The 17,526-nt window shown below is 57.3% G+C and carries 17 protein-coding genes; 9 read left to right on the top strand and 8 right to left on the bottom strand.

The features are described from left to right. Window positions 1–13: 13 nt before the first annotated feature. The 5 genes from dnaE to tilS all read left to right on the top strand — a co-directional run bounded on the left by dnaE (window position 14) and on the right by tilS (window position 8,539). Complete coding sequence (gene dnaE / locus EDF75_RS19535) at window positions 14–3,496, top strand: DNA polymerase III subunit alpha (RefSeq protein ID WP_133600597.1); 3,483 nt, start codon at window positions 14–16, stop codon at window positions 3,494–3,496. A gap of 12 nt (window positions 3,497–3,508) precedes the next feature. After that, window positions 3,509–4,468 (top strand): acetyl-CoA carboxylase carboxyl transferase subunit alpha, encoded by a 960-nt coding sequence (gene accA, locus EDF75_RS19530; RefSeq protein ID WP_041144142.1) that lies wholly within the window; start codon window positions 3,509–3,511, stop codon window positions 4,466–4,468. Window positions 4,469–4,581: 113 nt separating this feature from the next. After that, window positions 4,582–6,720 carry a lysine decarboxylase LdcC gene (locus tag EDF75_RS19525; protein ID WP_133600596.1) on the top strand — a complete coding sequence of 713 codons (2,139 nt, stop codon included), beginning with the start codon at window positions 4,582–4,584 and terminating at the stop codon, window positions 6,718–6,720. A gap of 58 nt (window positions 6,721–6,778) precedes the next feature. Beyond that, a complete protein-coding gene (locus EDF75_RS19520) occupies window positions 6,779–7,168 on the top strand; it encodes a VOC family protein (protein WP_041144144.1) in 390 nt (129 codons plus the stop codon). Window positions 7,169–7,237: 69 nt separating this feature from the next. Next, a complete protein-coding gene (gene tilS, locus EDF75_RS19515) occupies window positions 7,238–8,539 on the top strand; it encodes a tRNA lysidine(34) synthetase TilS (protein ID WP_133600797.1) in 1,302 nt (433 codons plus the stop codon). 15 nt (window positions 8,540–8,554) lie between these two features. Here the strand turns inward: tilS and rof are convergent, their stop codons facing one another. Both rof and EDF75_RS19505 read right to left on the bottom strand, forming a co-directional pair. Next, window positions 8,555–8,815: a Rho-binding antiterminator gene (gene rof, locus EDF75_RS19510; protein WP_041144145.1), complete on the bottom strand. Its 261-nt coding sequence runs from the start codon at window positions 8,813–8,815 to the stop codon at window positions 8,555–8,557. Continuing rightward, on the bottom strand, window positions 8,802–9,002 hold the full coding sequence (locus EDF75_RS19505; RefSeq protein WP_041144146.1) for a YaeP family protein: 201 nt from the start codon (window positions 9,000–9,002) through the stop codon (window positions 8,802–8,804). The genes rof and EDF75_RS19505 overlap by 14 nt, the downstream gene beginning before the upstream one ends. A 196-nt stretch (window positions 9,003–9,198) precedes the next feature. Between EDF75_RS19505 and EDF75_RS19500 the strand changes: the two genes are divergently transcribed. Genes EDF75_RS19500 through nlpE form a run of 3 tightly spaced genes read left to right on the top strand, consistent with a single transcriptional unit; the run spans window position 9,199 to window position 10,895 of the window. Continuing rightward, window positions 9,199–9,744 carry a YaeQ family protein gene (locus EDF75_RS19500; protein ID WP_133600595.1) on the top strand — a complete coding sequence of 182 codons (546 nt, stop codon included), beginning with the start codon at window positions 9,199–9,201 and terminating at the stop codon, window positions 9,742–9,744. Continuing rightward, window positions 9,741–10,154, top strand: coding sequence for an alternative ribosome rescue aminoacyl-tRNA hydrolase ArfB (arfB, locus tag EDF75_RS19495; protein WP_133600594.1), 414 nt, complete (start codon window positions 9,741–9,743; stop codon window positions 10,152–10,154). Before EDF75_RS19500 ends, arfB begins: the two co-directional genes overlap by 4 nt. A 42-nt stretch (window positions 10,155–10,196) precedes the next feature. Then, window positions 10,197–10,895: an envelope stress response activation lipoprotein NlpE gene (gene nlpE / locus EDF75_RS19490; RefSeq protein ID WP_132513250.1), complete on the top strand. Its 699-nt coding sequence runs from the start codon at window positions 10,197–10,199 to the stop codon at window positions 10,893–10,895. Window positions 10,896–10,958: 63 nt separating this feature from the next. On the opposite strand, the gene proS is transcribed toward nlpE, so the two are convergent. The 6 genes from proS to metN all read right to left on the bottom strand — a co-directional run bounded on the left by proS (window position 10,959) and on the right by metN (window position 16,588). Then, complete coding sequence (gene proS / locus EDF75_RS19485; RefSeq protein WP_133600593.1) at window positions 10,959–12,677, bottom strand: proline--tRNA ligase; 1,719 nt, start codon at window positions 12,675–12,677, stop codon at window positions 10,959–10,961. Between the two features lie 112 nt (window positions 12,678–12,789). Then, window positions 12,790–13,497 carry a tRNA (N6-threonylcarbamoyladenosine(37)-N6)-methyltransferase TrmO gene (gene tsaA, locus EDF75_RS19480; RefSeq protein ID WP_133600592.1) on the bottom strand — a complete coding sequence of 236 codons (708 nt, stop codon included), beginning with the start codon at window positions 13,495–13,497 and terminating at the stop codon, window positions 12,790–12,792. Then, window positions 13,494–13,901: an Rcs stress response system protein RcsF gene (rcsF, locus tag EDF75_RS19475; RefSeq protein WP_128879023.1), complete on the bottom strand. Its 408-nt coding sequence runs from the start codon at window positions 13,899–13,901 to the stop codon at window positions 13,494–13,496. The genes tsaA and rcsF overlap by 4 nt, the downstream gene beginning before the upstream one ends. Before the next feature lie 108 nt (window positions 13,902–14,009). Continuing rightward, window positions 14,010–14,825 carry a MetQ/NlpA family lipoprotein gene (locus EDF75_RS19470; RefSeq protein WP_133600591.1) on the bottom strand — a complete coding sequence of 272 codons (816 nt, stop codon included), beginning with the start codon at window positions 14,823–14,825 and terminating at the stop codon, window positions 14,010–14,012. An 85-nt stretch (window positions 14,826–14,910) separates the two neighbouring features. Next, window positions 14,911–15,564, bottom strand: coding sequence for a methionine ABC transporter permease MetI (locus tag EDF75_RS19465; protein WP_041144154.1), 654 nt, complete (start codon window positions 15,562–15,564; stop codon window positions 14,911–14,913). Next, window positions 15,557–16,588, bottom strand: a complete 1,032-nt coding sequence (gene metN, locus EDF75_RS19460) for a methionine ABC transporter ATP-binding protein MetN (protein ID WP_133600590.1) — start codon at window positions 16,586–16,588, stop codon at window positions 15,557–15,559. Before metN ends, EDF75_RS19465 begins: the two co-directional genes overlap by 8 nt. A gap of 188 nt (window positions 16,589–16,776) precedes the next feature. On the opposite strand from metN, the gene gmhB reads away from it, so the two are divergent. Next, on the top strand, window positions 16,777–17,343 hold the full coding sequence (gene gmhB, locus EDF75_RS19455) for a D-glycero-beta-D-manno-heptose 1,7-bisphosphate 7-phosphatase (RefSeq protein ID WP_041144156.1): 567 nt from the start codon (window positions 16,777–16,779) through the stop codon (window positions 17,341–17,343). Window positions 17,344–17,526: the final 183 nt, after the last annotated feature.

Here is a 17,526-nt window from a genome sequence, read left to right as displayed (position 1 = left end):
GCGGAATCTGAAGATGGCTGAACCACGTTTCGTACACCTCAGGGTGCACAGCGACTATTCCATGATCGATGGGCTGGCGAAAACCGGGCCGCTGGTGAAAAAGGCGGCCGCGTTAGGCATGCCGGCGCTGGCGATCACCGATTTTACCAACCTGTGCGGGCTGGTGAAGTTCTACGGAGCGGGACACGGAGCCGGGATCAAGCCGATCGTCGGCGCAGATTTTCACGTCCAGTGCGATCTGCTGGGCGATGAGCTGACCGAAATTACCGTCCTGGCGGCCGATAACGCCGGTTACCAAAACCTCACCCTGCTGATTTCCCGCGCCTATCAGCGCGGTTACGGCGCTCTCGGGCCGTGGATCGACAGGGAGTGGCTGGTTGAGCATCAGGAAGGGCTGATTCTGCTCTCCGGCGCGCGCAAAGGCGACGTCGGCGTGTGCATGACGCGCGGCAACGCGGCGCTGGTTGAACAGTGCGTCGATTTCTACGAAGAGCACTTCCCCAATCGCTACTATCTGGAGCTTATCCGCACCGGTCGGGCGGACGAAGAGACCTATCTGCACGCTGCCGTCCAGCTGGCGGAGGAGCGCGGGCTGCCGGTGGTGGCGACGAACGACGTGCGCTTCCTCGAGACCGGCGACTTCGACGCGCATGAAATCCGCGTGGCGATCCATGACGGCTTTACCCTCGACGATCCGAAGCGCCCGCGTAACTATTCGCCGCAGCAGTATATGCGCAGCGAAGATGAGATGTGCGAGCTGTTCTCCGATCTCCCCGAGGCGCTGGAAAATAGCGTAGAAATTGCCAAACGCTGCAACGTCACCGTGCGTCTTGGCGAATACTTCCTGCCGCAGTTCCCGACCGGCGAGATGACGACTGAAGATTTCCTGGTCTTGAAATCGAAAGAGGGTCTGGAAGAGCGCCTGGAATTCTTGTTCCCCGACGAAGCCGTGCGCAAAGAGAAGCGCCCGGAATATGATGAACGTCTGGATATCGAGCTGCAGGTTATCAACCAGATGGGCTTCCCTGGCTACTTCCTGATCGTAATGGAATTTATCCAGTGGTCGAAGGATAACGGCGTGCCGGTCGGCCCAGGCCGCGGCTCCGGCGCCGGCTCGCTGGTTGCGTATGCGCTGAAAATTACCGATCTCGATCCGCTGGAGTTCGATCTGCTGTTCGAACGCTTCCTGAACCCGGAGCGCGTGTCGATGCCCGACTTTGACGTCGACTTCTGTATGGAGAAGCGCGATCAGGTTATCGAACACGTCGCGGACATGTACGGCCGCGATGCGGTATCGCAGATTATTACCTTCGGTACGATGGCGGCGAAAGCGGTTATCCGCGACGTCGGCCGCGTGCTGGGCCATCCGTATGGCTTCGTCGATCGCATCTCAAAACTGGTCCCGCCGGATCCGGGTATGACCCTGGCGAAAGCGTTTGAAGCCGAACCGCAGCTGCCGGAGATCTACGAAGCTGACGAAGAGGTCAAGGCGCTGATCGATATGGCGCGCAAGCTGGAAGGCGTCACGCGTAACGCCGGCAAGCACGCGGGCGGGGTGGTTATCGCCCCGACCAAAATCACCGATTTTGCCCCGCTATACTGCGATGAGGCCGGGCAGCATCCGGTGACCCAGTTTGATAAGAACGACGTGGAATATGCGGGCCTGGTGAAGTTTGACTTCCTCGGCCTGCGTACGCTGACGATCATCAACTGGGCGCTGGAGATGATCAACAAGCGGCGCGCGAAGAACGGCGAAGAGCCGCTGGATATCGCCGCCATTCCGCTGGAAGATAAGAAAAGTTTTGATATGCTGCAGCGCTCGGAAACCACCGCGGTTTTCCAGCTTGAATCGCGCGGCATGAAAGACCTGATCAAACGTCTGCAGCCGGACTGCTTCGAAGATATGATCGCCCTCGTGGCGCTGTTCCGTCCCGGTCCGCTGCAATCAGGGATGGTGGATAACTTTATCGACCGTAAGCACGGGCGGGAGGAGATCTCCTATCCGGACGTGCAGTGGCAGCATGAGTGTCTGAAGCCGGTGCTTGAGCCGACCTACGGCATTATCCTGTACCAGGAACAGGTCATGCAGATCGCGCAGGAGCTTTCCGGCTATACGCTCGGCGGCGCGGATATGCTGCGTCGTGCGATGGGTAAGAAAAAGCCGGAGGAGATGGCCAAGCAGCGCGGCACCTTCGAGGAAGGGGCAAAGAAAAACGGCGTTGATGGCGAGCTGGCGATGAAAATCTTCGACCTGGTGGAGAAATTCGCCGGTTACGGATTTAACAAATCGCACTCCGCGGCCTATGCGCTGGTCTCCTACCAGACGCTGTGGCTGAAGGCGCACTATCCGGCGGAGTTTATGGCCGCGGTAATGACGGCGGATATGGACAACACCGAGAAGGTGGTTGGGCTGGTGGATGAGTGCTGGCGGATGGGGCTGAAAATCCTGCCGCCTGACATTAACTCCGGCCTGTACCATTTCCACGTTAATGACGAGGGTGAAATCGTCTACGGCATTGGGGCCATTAAAGGCGTCGGCGAAGGTCCGATCGAGGCGATTATCGAAGCGCGTAACGAAGGCGGCTATTTCCGCGAGCTCTTCGACCTTTGCGCCCGCACCGATACCAAAAAGCTCAACCGGCGGGTGCTGGAAAAACTGATTATGTCCGGGGCGTTTGACCGCCTCGGGCCGCATCGCGCGGCGCTGATGAATTCGCTTGGCGACGCCCTGAAGGCCGCCGATCAGCACGCAAAAGCCGAGGCCATTGGCCAGGCCGACATGTTCGGCGTGCTGGCGGAAGAGCCGGAACAAATCGAGCAATCCTACGCGAACTGCCAGCCGTGGCCGGAGCAGGTGGTGCTCGATGGCGAAAGGGAGACCCTGGGGCTGTATCTGACCGGTCACCCGATCAACCAGTATTTGAAAGAGATTGAGCGCTACGTAGGTGGCGTCAGGCTCAAAGACATGCATCCGACCGATCGTGGTAAAGTGACCACGGCGGCGGGGCTCGTTATTGCTGCGCGGGTAATGGTCACCAAGCGCGGCAATCGTATCGGCATCTGTACTTTGGATGACCGTTCCGGGCGTCTGGAGGTGATGTTATTCACCGACGCTCTGGATAAATATCAGCAATTGCTGGAAAAAGACCGCATACTTATCGTCAGCGGACAGGTCAGCTTTGATGACTTCAGCGGGGGGCTTAAAATGACCGCCCGTGAAGTGATGGACATTGACGAAGCCCGGGAAAAATATGCTCGCGGGCTTGCTATCTCGCTGACGGACAGGCAAATTGATGACCAGCTTTTAAACCGACTCCGTCAGTCTCTGGAACCCCACCGTTCGGGAACTATTCCAGTGCACCTCTACTATCAGAGGGCGGATGCGCGCGCGCGGCTGCGCTTCGGCGCAACATGGCGCGTCTCTCCGAGCGATCGTTTACTCAACGATCTGCGTGGCCTTATCGGCTCGGAGCAGGTGGAACTGGAGTTTGACTAATACAGGAATACTATGAGTCTGAATTTCCTTGATTTTGAACAGCCGATTGCAGAGCTGGAAGCGAAAATCGATTCCCTGACTGCAGTAAGCCGTCAGGATGAGAAACTCGATATTAACATCGATGAAGAAGTGCATCGTCTGCGCGAAAAAAGCGTAGAGCTGACGCGTAAAATCTTCGCCGATCTCGGCGCATGGCAGGTTGCTCAGCTGGCACGCCATCCACGTCGCCCATACACCCTGGATTATGTCCGCCTGGCGTTCGACGAGTTTGACGAACTGGCCGGCGACCGTGCCTACGCTGATGATAAAGCTATCGTCGGCGGTATTGCGCGACTGGACGGGCGTCCGGTGATGATTATCGGCCACCAGAAAGGGCGCGAGACGAAAGAAAAAATTCGTCGCAACTTTGGCATGCCGGCACCGGAAGGCTACCGTAAGGCGCTGCGTCTGATGGAGATGGCCGAGCGCTTTAAAATGCCCATCATCACCTTTATCGACACCCCTGGCGCCTACCCGGGCGTGGGCGCGGAAGAGCGCGGCCAGTCGGAAGCGATTGCCCGTAACCTGCGTGAAATGTCGCGCCTGAGCGTACCGGTCATCTGCACCGTTATCGGTGAAGGCGGCTCCGGCGGCGCGCTGGCGATTGGCGTCGGTGACAAAGTGAATATGCTGCAGTACAGCACCTATTCCGTTATTTCACCGGAAGGCTGCGCGTCCATTCTGTGGAAAAGCGCGGACAAAGCCCCGCTGGCGGCTGAAGCCATGGGGATCGTTGCCCCGCGCCTGAAAGAGCTGAAGCTTATCGACTCCATTATTCCGGAGCCGCTGGGCGGCGCGCATCGCAATCCGGAAGCCATCGCTGCAAGCCTGAAAGCGCAGCTGCTGGCCGATCTGGCGGACCTCGATATCCTGAGCGAAGAAGAGCTGTTAAACCGTCGCTATCAGCGGCTGATGAACTACGGCTACGCCTGATTATTCCTTGCGTTATGCAGTAAAAAGGGCCGGACTTTCCGGCCCTTTTTTATGTGCGATACGCAGGCGCGGTTGCTATGATGCCTGCCTTAGGTCAATTCCAGGAGGAATGCGTGAATATCATTGCCATCATGGGTCCCCACGGCGTCTATCACAAAGACGAACCGATTAAAGAACTGGAAGCCGCTCTGCAACAGCAAGGCTTTCAGACCATCTGGCCGCAGAATAGCGCCGACCTGCTGCAGTTTATCGAACACAATCCGCGGATCTGCGGCGTCATTTTTGACTGGGATGAGTATAACGTCGAGCTGTGCAGCGATATTAATCAGCTCAACGAATATCTGCCGCTGTACGCGTTTATCAACGCGCATTCGACGATGGACGTCAGCGGCCAGGATCTGCGCATGACGCTGTGGTTCTTCGAGTATGCTCTCGGCCTGGCGCAGGAGATTGCCACCCGCATCGGCCAGTACACCCGCGAGTATCTCGACAACATCACGCCGCCGTTTACCAAAGCGCTGTTCAACTATGTGCAGGAGGGAAAATATACCTTCTGCACGCCGGGACATATGGGCGGCAGCGCCTACCAGAAAAGCCCGGTAGGCTGCCTGTTTTATGATTTCTTTGGCGGCAATACGCTCAAGGCCGACGTCTCTATTTCCGTGACGGAGCTGGGATCGCTGCTCGATCACTCCGGGCCGCACCTGGAGGCGGAAGAGTATATCGCCCGCGCCTTCGGTGCGGAGCAGAGCTATATGGTGACTAACGGCACCTCAACGTCGAACAAAATTGTCGGCATGTACTCTGCCCCGGCGGGGAGCACGCTGCTTATCGATCGCAACTGCCATAAGTCGCTGGCGCACCTGCTGATGATGAGCGACGTCGTGCCGCTGTGGCTGAAGCCGACGCGCAATGCGCTGGGGATCCTCGGCGGCATCCCGAAGCGGGAGTTTACCCGCGACAGCATTCAGCACAAGGTGAGCACCACGGGCGGGGCGCAGTGGCCGGTACATGCGGTGATCACCAACTCCACCTACGACGGCCTGCTGTATAACACCACCTGGATAAAAGAGACGCTCGACGTCCCCTCTATCCACTTTGACTCCGCGTGGGTGCCCTATACCCATTTCCACCCGATTTATCAGGGGAAGAGCGGCATGAGCGGCGATCGCGTCCCGGGCAAGGTTATCTTTGAAACCCAGTCGACGCACAAAATGCTGGCGGCGCTGTCGCAGGCTTCGCTGATCCATATTAAAGGTAGCTATGATGAAGAGACCTTCAATGAAGCCTTTATGATGCATACCTCTACCTCGCCGAGCTATCCCATCGTCGCCTCGATTGAAACCGCCGCGGCAATGCTGCGCGGGAACTCGGGCAGGCGCCTGATCCAGCGCTCGATAGAGCGGGCGCTGGATTTCCGCAAAGAGGTACAGCGCCTGCGCGAAGAGGCAGACGGCTGGTTCTTTGATATCTGGCAGCCGGAAGATATTGCCGAGACCCGATGCTGGCCGGTCGCTGCCGGCGAGCAGTGGCACGGTTTTCAGGATGCCGATGACGACCATATGTTCCTCGATCCGGTTAAGGTGACGATCCTGACGCCGGGTATGGATGAGCAGGGCAATATGGATGACGAAGGCATCCCGGCCGCGCTGGTGGCGAAATTCCTCGATGAGCGCGGCGTGGTGGTGGAAAAAACCGGGCCCTACAACCTGCTGTTTCTTTTCAGCATCGGCATCGACAAGACCCGGGCGATGGGGCTGCTGCGCGGCCTGACGGAGTTTAAACGCGCCTACGATCTTAATCTGCGGGTGAAGAATATGCTGCCGGATCTCTACGCCGAAGATCCGGATTTCTACCGCAATATGCGCATTCAGGATCTGGCCCAGGGGATCCATCGCCTGATCCGTCAGCACCAGCTTTCGCAGCTGATGCTAAGCGCCTTCGACGTCCTGCCGGAAATGAAGATGACGCCGCACCAGGCCTGGCAGCGGCAAATCAAAGGCGAGGTGGAGACCATTGAGCTGGAAAATCTGGTCGGACGCATATCCGCTAACATGATCCTGCCGTATCCGCCGGGCGTGCCGCTGCTGATGCCCGGGGAGATGATTACCGAGGAGAGCCGAGCGGTGCTCGATTTCCTGCTGATGCTGTGTTCCATTGGGCGCCATTATCCGGGCTTTGAAACCGACATTCACGGAGCGAAGCGCGACGAGGATGGCGTCTATCGGGTACGGGTCTTAAAAAACGATTAGGTGCTTGCGCCGCGGCGGTGCGGGTAACCTGGCTGATATCAATACGAGGATGTTTACTATGCTGGGTCTAAAACGGGTTCACCATATTGCGATTATTGCGAGCAGCTATGCGCAGAGCAAAGCCTTCTACTGCGATATTCTCGGGTTTACGCTGCAGAGCGAGTTCTACCGTGAAGAGCGCGACTCGTGGAAGGGGGATCTGGCGCTGAACGGGGAGTATGTCATTGAACTCTTCTCCTTTCCTTCGCCTCCGGCCCGCCCGTCGCGCCCTGAGGCCTGCGGCCTGCGTCACCTGGCCTTCAGCGTGGATGATATTGACGCGTCGGTGGCCCACCTCGAGGCCCACGGCGTGAAGTGTGAAGCGATACGTATCGATCCCTTCACCGATAAGCGCTTTACCTTCTTTAACGACCCTGACGGCCTGCCGCTGGAAATTTATCAGCAGTAGTCCTTGCCAGAGATGGCCCCGGCCGGTAACGTGCCGGGCTATCTCCCCTCAGCCAGCACTATCATGAAGATGACCCCAGATATTGCGCAAAACCTTCAGCCGCACCGCCAGTTTTTGGTGGCCTTCAGCGGCGGCCTCGATTCAACGGTTCTACTCCACCAGCTGGTCTGCTGGCGCGCGCAGGATCCGACGTTAAGGCTGCGAGCTATCCATATTCATCATGGCCTGAGCGCCAACGCCGACGATTGGGTCGCGCACTGCCAGCAGCTGTGCCAGCAGTGGCAGGTCCCGCTGGTGGTCGAGCGCGTGGTGCTGGCGGATACCGGCCTGGGGGTCGAGGCGCACGCCAGGGAGGCGCGCTACCTGGCCTTCCGCACGGCGCTCGAGCCGGGGGAGGTGCTGGTGACGGCCCAGCATCTCGACGATCAGTGTGAAACCTTCCTGCTGGCGCTCAAGCGCGGCAGCGGCCCGACCGGGCTGTCGGCGATGGCCGCGTCTTCCGCCTTTTCTGATACTCTGCTGCTGCGTCCGCTGCTCAATACCCGCCGGGAAGCGCTACGTCAGTGGGCGCTGCGCCATCAGCTCAGCTGGATTGAGGATGAGAGCAACCAGGACGATACCTACGATCGCAACTTTCTGCGTTTGCAGATTATTCCTCGGCTTAGCGCCCGCTGGCCGCACTTCGCCGAGTCGGTAGCCCGCAGCGCCGACCTCTGCGCTGAACAGGAGAGCCTGCTGGACGAGATGCTGGCAGAAGAGCTGGCGTCGCTGATGGCGGATGACGGAACCTTAGCGATTGAACCTCTGGCCGCCGCCAGCGCCGCGCGCCGCGCCGCTCTGCTGCGCCGCTGGCTGGCGTGGCACAACGCGCCGATGCCATCCCGCGAGATGCCGGAACGGATCTGGCGTGAGGTTGCTCAGGCGCGGGAGGATGCGTTTCCCTGCCTGCGTCTCGGTGACTTTACCGTTCGCCGCTACCGGCAGCGGCTGTGGTGGGTGAAATATCTCCCCGGCCAGACGGAGGCGGTGCTCTCATGGCCCGATAGCCGGCAGCCGCTGCGGCTGCCGGAGGGGATGGGGGAGCTGTCGCTGCTTGCCGGAGGGCCGCTGCGCGCTCCGCTCGCCGGCGAAGCGGTGACGGTGCGCTTTCGCGCCGGCGGGAATCTGCATATCGTCGGGCGCCACGGCGGGCGCAAGCTGAAGAAAATCTGGCAGGAGCTGGGTATCGCGCCCTGGCGCCGCGATACCACGCCGCTGCTGTTTTACGGCGAAACGCTCATTGCTGCCGCGGATTTGCTGTTTATTACCCGTGAAGGGGAAGCGCAGGATAGCGAGGGCGTACGGCTGGTATGGAGGAAAACGGGCGGCTAGGCCACCCGTTTTTATTCAGGACTCACTCACCACCACGGTACCGATTTCCGGGTGGCTGAAGCTGGCGATGGTATCGAGGCGTAGCTCGCGACTGTTGTCGCCAAGTTCCACCACCAGATACTCGATATTTTTGCGCGAGATAAGATCGTTTGCCTTCGCCTGCAGCTGCTCACCATCTTTGAGCGCCAGCGTCAGCACCAGATGATGCTGGCAGGCAAGTTCGAGATTGTCATAATCATCGCAGTTGATGGGTTGATAAGTATCATTCATTGACATAATCGCTCACCAGTAAGTTTGCTGCCGCATAGGCGGCCTTTTCCCTGACTGACTCCGAAAGGGCCTCATCCGCCGCAATTTCATTCAATACTTTCAACACGCAACCCAGCGCATTCGGGATATACCCCAGGTCTCCGCTGGCTATTTCCGCATACCGCTTGCGTATTAACTCACAATATTGGTCCACATGCCCTCCTGTCAGTATTCTGACTCAACCGTGGGATGCAAGTTTAAGCCTACGAAGATAAACTCTGTTTAGCAAGGTGACTATACCATAGTCATTTAAGCAATATCAGCAGGATGAAAAGCGATCCCTCGATTGTCGACAGCCTTTTGTCGCCAGTTTCGCTACAATGTACGCCATTTTTTTCAGGAGTTTTTTCATGGCGCTGAAAGCGACGATTTATAAAGCGACGGTAAATGTAGCCGATATGGATCGCAACCGGTTTATTGATGCCAGCCTGACGCTGGCGCAGCATCCGTCTGAAACCCAGGAGCGCATGATGCTGCGCCTGCTGGCGTGGATTAAGTATGCCGACGAGCGGCTGCAGTTTACCCGCGGCCTCTCCTCGGATGACGAGGCCGAGCTGTGGCTGCTCAACGACCATCTGGGGGTCGATCTATGGATTGAGCTCGGATTACCGGACGACAAGCGGATTAAAAAAGCCTGCTCGCGTTCGCAGGAAGTGGCATTGTTTGCCTACAATAGCCGGGCGGCCGAGGTTTGGTGGCAGCAGAATAAGAGTAAAATGGCGCAGTTCAGCAAGCTGACGGTCTGGTATCTGGACGATGCGCAGCTGGAGCAGCTTAGCGCCTTTGCCGATCGCACGATGATATTGCAGGCGACAATTCAGGACGGCAGCATCTGGTTATCTGACGCTAAGAATAATCTGGAAATTCATTTAGCGGCCTGGCAGCCGGCTGCATGATTACCTTTAGCCGCAGTGTCTCTATTGCGGAGGATGAAGTCTCCCTGACGGGGATCCGCGCGCAGGGCGCGGGCGGTCAGCACGTGAATAAAGCGTCAACCGCGATCCACCTGCGCTTTGATATTAAGGCTTCGAGCCTGCCTGAGTACTACAAGGAGCGTTTGCTCACCGCCAGTCACCACTTAATTTCTGCCGACGGTGTGGTTATCATTAAGGCTCAGGAATACCGCAGCCAGGAGATGAATCGCGAAGCGGCGATCGCTCGCCTGATTGCGCTGGTACAAGAATTAACCGTAGCGCAAAAAAGTCGCCGGGAAACGCGACCAACCCGAGCATCAAAAGAGCGTCGGCTTGCTTCTAAGTCGCAAAAATCATCGGTCAAAGCGCTGCGTGGGAAAGTTCGTCAGTAGGCGATGCGACGAACGGGTGGCATGGATTATAAGGAATTTACAGTGAAGAAAATCATATTCTCAGTGGCGGCAGCCTGTTCGCTCTTTGCGCTGTTTGGCTGCAATCATCGGGCAGAAGTTGAGACGCTGCAGCCGGCGGCGATGACGGAGCTGAAGCCGATGCAGCAGAGCTGGCGCGGGATACTGCCGTGCGCCGATTGCGAAGGCATTGAAACCTCGCTGTTTCTCGAAAAAGACGGCAGCTGGGTGATGAATGAACGCTACCAGGGCGTGACCCGTGAGCCGTCATCGTTCGCGTCGTACGGTACCTGGGCCCGCACCGCGGACAAGCTGGTATTGACCGATAGCAAAGGGGAGAAATCCTACTATCGCGCGAAGGGCGACAAGCTGGAGATGCTCGATCGCGAAGGCAACCCGATTGAGTCAACGCTGAACTACACCCTTGAGTCGGTGAAAGCCAGCCTGCCGACCACGCCGATGGCGATGCGCGGCATGTATTTCTATATGGCTGATGCGGCGACCTTTACCGATTGCGCCACCGGCAAACGAACTGCGGTTGCCAATAATGCCCAGCTTGAGCGTGACTATGCCGCCGCGCGCGGAACGGATACGCGTCCGGTGCTGCTGGTGGTGGAAGGGCACTTTACCCTCGAGCCTAACCCTGACAGCGGTGAAATGGTGAAAACGCTGACGGCGGATAAGGACGTGAAGTTTATCCCCGGCAAAGACTGTAGCCAGTAAGAAAGTTGCTCCGATAAAAAAAGGCCTCGCAAATGCGAGGCCTTTTTGCATTCAGGCGCGGAATTAACCTTTAATGGCGTTAACCAGGTAGTTCACGATGTCGCCCGTTTTGATCAGCTGTTTTTCACCGACGCGACGATGCTTATATTCGATATCGTCGTTGTCGAGGTTGCGGTCGCCCAGCACGATGGTGTGCGGAATACCGATCAGCTCCATATCGGCAAACATCACGCCCGGACGCTCTTTACGGTCGTCCATCAGGACTTCAATACCCTGGGCGCGCAGTTCGCTATACAGCTTCTCAGCCAGCTCCTGCACGCGGTAGGATTTGTGCATGTTCATCGGCAGAATCGCCACCTGGAAAGGCGCGATAGCTTCCGGCCAGATGATGCCGCGATCGTCAAAGTTCTGCTCGATAGCTGCGGCTACCACGCGGGTTACCCCGATGCCGTAGCAGCCCATCGTCAGCACCTGGTTGCGGCCATCTTCGCCCTGCACCGAGGCGTTCAGCGCCTGGGAGTACTTGGTGCCCAGCTGGAAGATGTGGCCGACTTCGATGCCGCGTTTGATCAGCAGCGTACCCTGACCGTCCGGGCTCGGGTCGCCGGCGACAACGTTACGGATGTCGGCAACTTCCGGGGTGGCAACGTCGCGATCCCAGTTGATGCCGAAGTAGTGTTTGCCATCAACGTTAGCGCCAGCGGCGAAATCGCTCATAACCGCAACGGTACGGTCGATAACGACCGGAACCGGCATGTTGACCGGACCCAGAGAGCCAGGGCCCGCTTTGACGATCGCGCGGATTTCTTCTTCGGTGGCGAAAGTCAGCGGGCTGGCAACCTGCGGCAGTTTCTCCGCTTTGACTTCGTTCAGCTCGTGGTCACCGCGAACCAGCAGGGCAACCAGCGGATAAGCGCTGCCTTCCACCGCTTTAACCAGCAGCGTTTTCACGGTCTTCTCAACCGGCAGATTAAACTGCTCAACCAGCTCGGCGATGGTTTTGGCGTTCGGCGTATCGACCAGCGTCATTTCCTGAGCGGCGGCGGCGCGCGGCTCTTTCGGCGCGATGGCTTCGGCAAATTCGATATTGGCGGCGAAGTCGGAGCTGTCGGAGAAGATCACGTCATCTTCGCCGCTCTGCGCCAGAACCTGGAACTCGTGCGATGCGCTTCCGCCGATAGAGCCGGTGTCAGCCTGTACCGCGCGGAAATCGAGACCCATGCGGGAGAAGATTTTGCTGTAGGCGGCATACATCGCATCGTAGGTTTCCTGCAGCGATTCCTGAGTCGTATGGAAAGAGTAGGCGTCTTTCATCAGGAACTCGCGCGAACGCATCACGCCAAAGCGCGGGCGAACTTCATCGCGGAACTTGGTCTGGATCTGGAAGAAGTTCAGCGGCAGCTGCTTATAAGAGTTCAGCTCGTTGCGGATCAGGTCAGTGATCACCTCTTCATGCGTTGGGCCGAGGACGAACGGGCGATCGCCGCGATCGACGAAGCGCAGCAGTTCCGGACCGTATTGCTCCCAGCGACCGCTCTCCTGCCACAGGTCTGCCGGCTGAACGACCGGCATAGACACCTCGATAGCACCGGCGTTGTTCATCTCTTCACGCACGATGTTTTCGACTTTTTTCAGAACGCGCAGGCCGGTTGGCAGCCAGATGTATAATCCGGAGGCCAGCTTGCGGATCATCCCGGCGCGCAGCATCAGCTGATGGCTGATGACTTCGGCGTCGGCAGGTGTCTCCTTTTGGGTGGAGAGCAGATATTGGCTAGTACGCATGTTGTTACGGTTCCATTTGGACGATCGGAACAGGCTGGAGGGCCAGCCTGAAACAAAAAAAGTGGTTTAGTTTACCAGTGTGGCAAAGATGCCAAAAGAGAGGAAAATAAAATTAGCGTGGTTCCAGAGAAAAGACTTCAAAACCGGACGCAATCACGCGCCAGCGCACGTTAAAATCGAGCAGCCAGACGGCGTAAGTTTTTCCTGCTTCTTCCTCTTTACGATAGGCCGGGCGCGGGTCCTGCGCCAGAACTTCGCGAATGAACGCTTTAAGCCGCGGGTAGCGCTTTTCCAGCAGCGCAAGCTGCGCGTCCATCTCCGGCGTAAAGCTGACCGTCATTTCCGCCAGCGGCGCCTGCTGGGCGTAGCTGGCGCTGGCATCCGGCAGCGCTTCGGCAAACGGCAGATAGGGTTTGATATCAACGACCGGCGTACCGTCGACCAGGTCGAGGCTGCCTAGCTCAAGTATCACCCGATCTTTCTGGCAGCGAACGCCCTTGAGCTCGACCAGCGACATGCCGATGGGGTTTGGCCGGAAGGTTGAGCGCGTGGCGAAAACGCCCATTCGCGCATTGCCGCCGAGGCGAGGAGGGCGCACGGTAGGCCGCCAGCCGCCGTCCATGGTTTGATGAAAAACAAACAATACCCACAGATGGCTGAAGTTTTCCAGGCCGCGCACGGCGTCGGCCTGGTTATAGGGGGGCAGAAGATGCAGCTCGCCGCCGCCGTTTTTAACCAGCCCGGGCTGGCGAGGTACGGCAAACTTTTCTTTATACGGCGAGCGAATAACGCCTATCTGCGCAAACTCAAAAGAACTCATTGCGCCGAAACGTTAAGCGCAGAGCCAAGGCAAACGGCCTGGCGGTAGCATCCCGGCGTACCGCTGGTGACTTCGCATCTGTGCAGCAGGACCGCGTTAGCTTTCATTTTCGCGGCGTTAATTTGCAGACGCTTGCGGGCGGTAGGGATGTTCGGCGGTGAATCCTGATTTGAGGCCTGGCATGACTCACCGGTGACTTCACCCAGGTCGCGGAAAGGCTTGCCGACCAGCGCTGACGCATCGGTATAGATCCTTACCGGTGCCGGGCGTACGGCTTTGGGTTTTGCCGGTTCCGATTTGGCAGGTGCCGTTGCCGTGCTTTGTACAGGTTCGACGGGAGATCTGCTTAGCATAGAGCAACCGCTTAACATGAGTGCTAACAAACAGACCGGTAAAGCACGCATAGTATTTCCTCAATGAATAATAAAACAGGGCGCTATTGAATCAGGTGCTTGCATAAATGACAAGACGGGCATAAAGCCCGTCCTGAATGATATTACGGTGAAAAAAGATTACCAGCCTTTCACTGCACCGCCGTTAAAGATTTTATTCGCGGCTTCGTAAACTTCATCGCTCTGGTAAGCCTGAACAAATTTCTTAACATTTTCCGCGTCCTTGTTGTCTTCGCGAGCAACAATCAGGTTTACGTACGGAGAGTCTTTATCTTCGACAAAAATACCGTCTTTTGCCGGGGTCAGGCCAATCTGGCTTGCATAGGTGGTATTGATAACCGCCAGGGCAATCTGCGCATCGTCGAGGGAGCGCGGCAGCTGCGGTGCTTCCAGCTCAACAATCTTCAGGTTTTTCGGGTTATCAATGATATCCAGAGAGGTCGGCAGCAGGCCAACGCCTTCTTTCAGCTTGATCAGACCCGCCTGCTGCAGCAGCAGCAGGGAACGGCCGAGGTTAGTCGGATCGTTAGGAATGGCAATCTGGGAGCCCGGCTGCAGTTCGTCGAGGGTTTTAATTTTCTTGGAGTAGCCGGCAATCGGATAAACAAAGGAGTTACCGACGGCAACCAGCTTATAGCCGCGGTCTTTAATCTGCTGGTCGAGGTAAGGCTTGTGCTGGAAGGCGTTAACGTCGATGTCGCCTTTGCTCAGCGCTTCGTTCGGCAGAACGTAGTCGTTGAACGTGACCAGCTCAACGTCGAGACCATATTTCTCTTTAGCGACTTTCTGCGCCACTTCAGCAACCTGCTGCTCAGCACCCACGATGACGCCGACTTTAATATGGTTCGGATCTTTTTCATCCTGGCCGCAGCCCACCAGAGCCAGAGAACCGATCAACGCGCCTACTGCCGCAAAGGTTTTAAAATTAAAGGCCATGCTATTTCCTTCCTGTAAGAGTCTGTGTGTACACGCGTCGTCCAGGCCGCGCGGAGGCGCCCTGAACGATGTTGTGTCGATAATGTTATTTGTGAGTCACAGCCCGGACGATACGGTCGCCAGAGAATTGAATTAAATAAACCAGAATAACCAGTAATACCAGCACGGTATTCATTACCGTGGCGTTGTAGCCGATGTAGCCGTACTGATAGCCAATCTGCCCCAGACCACCGGCGCCGACCGCACCGCCCATGGCGGAATAGCCGACCAGGGTAATGAGCGTGATCGTCGCGGCGTTTACCAGACCCGGCAGCGCTTCAGGCAGCAGGACCTTACGCACGATCTGCATCGGCGTGGCGCCCATCGCGCGGGATGCTTCGATAAGACCCGTCGGGATCTCAAGCAGCGCGTTCTCCACCATGCGGGCGATAAACGGCGCGGCGCCAACGGTCAGCGGCACAATGGCCGCCTGCAGGCCGATGGACGTACCGACAATCACGCGGGTAAAGGGAATCATCCACACCAGCAGGATAATAAAAGGTATCGAGCGGAAGATGTTCACCAGCGCCGACAGGGTTCGGTAGAGTTTGGCGTTAGCGGCAATCTGCCCCGGGCGGGTGACGTACAGCAGCACGCCCACCGGCAGACCGAGGACAAAACCGAAAAAGCCGGAGACAAAGGTCATTGCCAGCGTTTCCCACACGCCGCGCAACAGCAGCCAGATCATTGCCTCAGACATATCCCAGTACCTCTACTTTTACATGATTTTCCTGCAGCCAGGCGATTGCCGCCCGGGTATCTTCCTGCGTGCCGTGCATCTCGGTCAGCATAATGCCGAACTTCACGCCGCCGGCGTAATCCATCTGCGCGCTGATAATGTTGTTATTCACATTAAAGCGACGGGCGGTTTCAGAGAGCAGCGGAGCATCGACGGAGTGGCCGGTAAACTCCATGCGCAGCATCGGGACGCTATCGGGGAGCGCGGTTGGCTTCAGGCGTGCCTGATAGTCATCCGGAATATCCAGATGCAGCGTTGATTGAATAAACTGCTGTGCCAGCGGGGTTTTCGGATGAGAGAAGACTTCGCTCACCGTATCCTGCTCGATTAGCTGCCCGTTGCTGATGACCGCGACGCAGTCGCAGATACGTTTGACGACGTCCATCTCGTGGGTGATCAGCAGGATCGTCAGGCCGAGGCGGCGGTTGATATCCTTCAGCAGCTCCAGAATAGAGCGGGTGGTCGCCGGATCCAGCGCGCTGGTGGCTTCGTCACACAGCAGAACCTTCGGATTACTGGCCAGGGCACGGGCAATCGCCACGCGCTGCTTCTGTCCACCCGAGAGGTTGGCGGGGTAGCTATCATGCTTGTCGGACAGGCCGACGAGATCCAGCAGCTCGGTCACGCGACGTTTAATCTCCGCCGGCGGGGTATTGTCGAGCTCGAGGGGGAGCGCCACGTTGCCGAAAACGGTACGCGATGACAGCAGGTTAAAGTGCTGGAAAATCATGCCTATCTGGCGGCGTGCGCGGGTGAGCTCTTTTTCAGAAAGCGCGGTAAGCTCCTGCCCACCCACCTGTACGCTGCCCTGGGTGGGGCGCTCGAGGAGGTTTACGCAACGAATCAGCGTACTCTTACCGGCGCCGGATGCGCCGATAACGCCGTAAATCTGCCCGGCAGGAACATGCAGGCTGACGTCGTTCAGCGCCTGTATGGTGTGGTTCCCCTGCTGGAACACTTTGGTGATATTCGAAAGTTTAATCATCAGTTATTTATTATCGTTTAGCCGTTTGCCGTGGCATTTTCTTCTGCCGTGTCCAGGCGATGCCTGTCAATGAAATGGATGTTAAGGCATCCAGACGTCTAAATCAATCCGACTCTGTATAATGAGCACTTTCTTGCGTCAGGAAACATGCGATACTAATCAGACTAGCCTTTATCAGGAGTAAACCGGTGGCACAGTCAGTACCCGCAATTTTTCTCGACCGTGATGGCACGATTAATGTCGATCACGGCTATGTCCACGAAATCGATAATTTTGAGTTTATCGATGGCGTAATTGATGCAATGCGTCAATTAAAGGAGATGGGCTTCGCCCTGGTGGTGGTCACCAACCAGTCCGGTATCGCTCGCGGTAAGTTTAGCGAAGCGCAGTTTGAAACGCTGACTGAATGGATGGACTGGTCGCTGGCCGACCGCGGCGTCGATCTGGACGGTATCTACTATTGTCCGCATCACCCGCAGGGCACCGTTGAAGAATACCGCCAGACCTGCGATTGCCGTAAGCCGCATCCGGGGATGCTTATCTCCGCGCGTGACTACCTTAATATAGATATGGCCGCTTCTTATATGGTAGGCGACAAAGTTGAAGATATGCAGGCAGCTCTGGCGGCGGATATTGGCACTAAAGTGCTGGTGCGCACCGGCAAGCCGGTCACGGCTGATGCGGAAAGTGCCGCTGACTGGGTGCTTAATAGCCTCGCAGACCTGCCGGCAGCCATCAAAAAGCAGCAAAAATAAGCATTACGTATAAAAGATGAGCGGTTGAAATAAAATTGTATTTTTCCGCTTGTCATTCCCGGCGGGCTCCCTATAATGCGCCTCCATCGACACGGCGGATGTGAATCACTTCACAGCAACTAGCCGGTTCGGTTGAAGAGAAAAATCCTGAATTAAAGGGTTGACTCTGAAAGAGGAAAGCGT

Origin of the sequence: Klebsiella sp. BIGb0149, assembly GCF_004362605.1 — a bacterium.
In the GTDB taxonomy this organism is placed as follows: domain Bacteria; phylum Pseudomonadota; class Gammaproteobacteria; order Enterobacterales; family Enterobacteriaceae; genus Klebsiella; species Klebsiella terrigena.
Note: the sequence above shows the minus strand (reverse complement) of the source record. Positions and strands in the feature narration are given on the sequence as shown.